The following is a 607-nucleotide window of genomic DNA, read 5'->3' as shown; positions in this document are numbered from 1 at the left end:
CATAATATAGGGTATCTTTATTTAATTCATCACTTGTATCAATATTACTGTTATTATCACTTTCAATATTATGAGTTGGAGATGCTTTTTTAATAACTTCCATTAAGTCGTTATAAGCTTCGCCCACTTTAGGGCCAATAATAACTTGAATACCACCTTGTTTACTGACAAAACCGACAACGCTGTCTGCATTTTTTATCTTATCTTCGTTAACTAGATTCTTGTTTTTATAGCTGATTATTAACCTTGTTGCACAGTGGGTTATATTATTAATATTATCAGCACCACCAAGATTTTCTAGTATGGTTTCAGACATATTGATAAAGTTCATAGATCACGATTCCTTATGATTCTTAGCTGAAGCAACTCCTTGTCGCTTACAATGCTGTACACAAACTTTTTAACTTCAAATAGATAAATACATAAAACTAATGAATTAAATTCTTATTTAACCAATCCATTATTAATGGATAAACCCACTCCCTTTCATCATGTGAAATATTCTATTCCTTTATTGTTATCACTATATTTTTTCATCTTCAACATGAATTTTGTTATTGAAAAATAATATTTAAAAACAGGGACACACTGTTATAAACAAAAGACT

At 29.0% G+C, this 607-nt stretch carries 1 protein-coding gene; it reads right to left on the bottom strand.

Annotation, left to right across the window (positions count from 1 at the left end; translation table 11 throughout):
* A partial coding sequence (locus F9817_RS23735) for a PTS glucose/sucrose transporter subunit IIB (protein ID WP_161158663.1) occupies window positions 1–331 on the bottom strand: 331 nt, incomplete at its 3' end.
* Window positions 332–607 lie beyond the last annotated feature (276 nt).

It is taken from the genome of Vibrio eleionomae, from assembly GCF_009874545.1.
GTDB classification, from domain to species: domain Bacteria; phylum Pseudomonadota; class Gammaproteobacteria; order Enterobacterales; family Vibrionaceae; genus Vibrio; species Vibrio nitrifigilis.
This window is presented reverse-complemented; position numbering and strand designations above follow the sequence as displayed.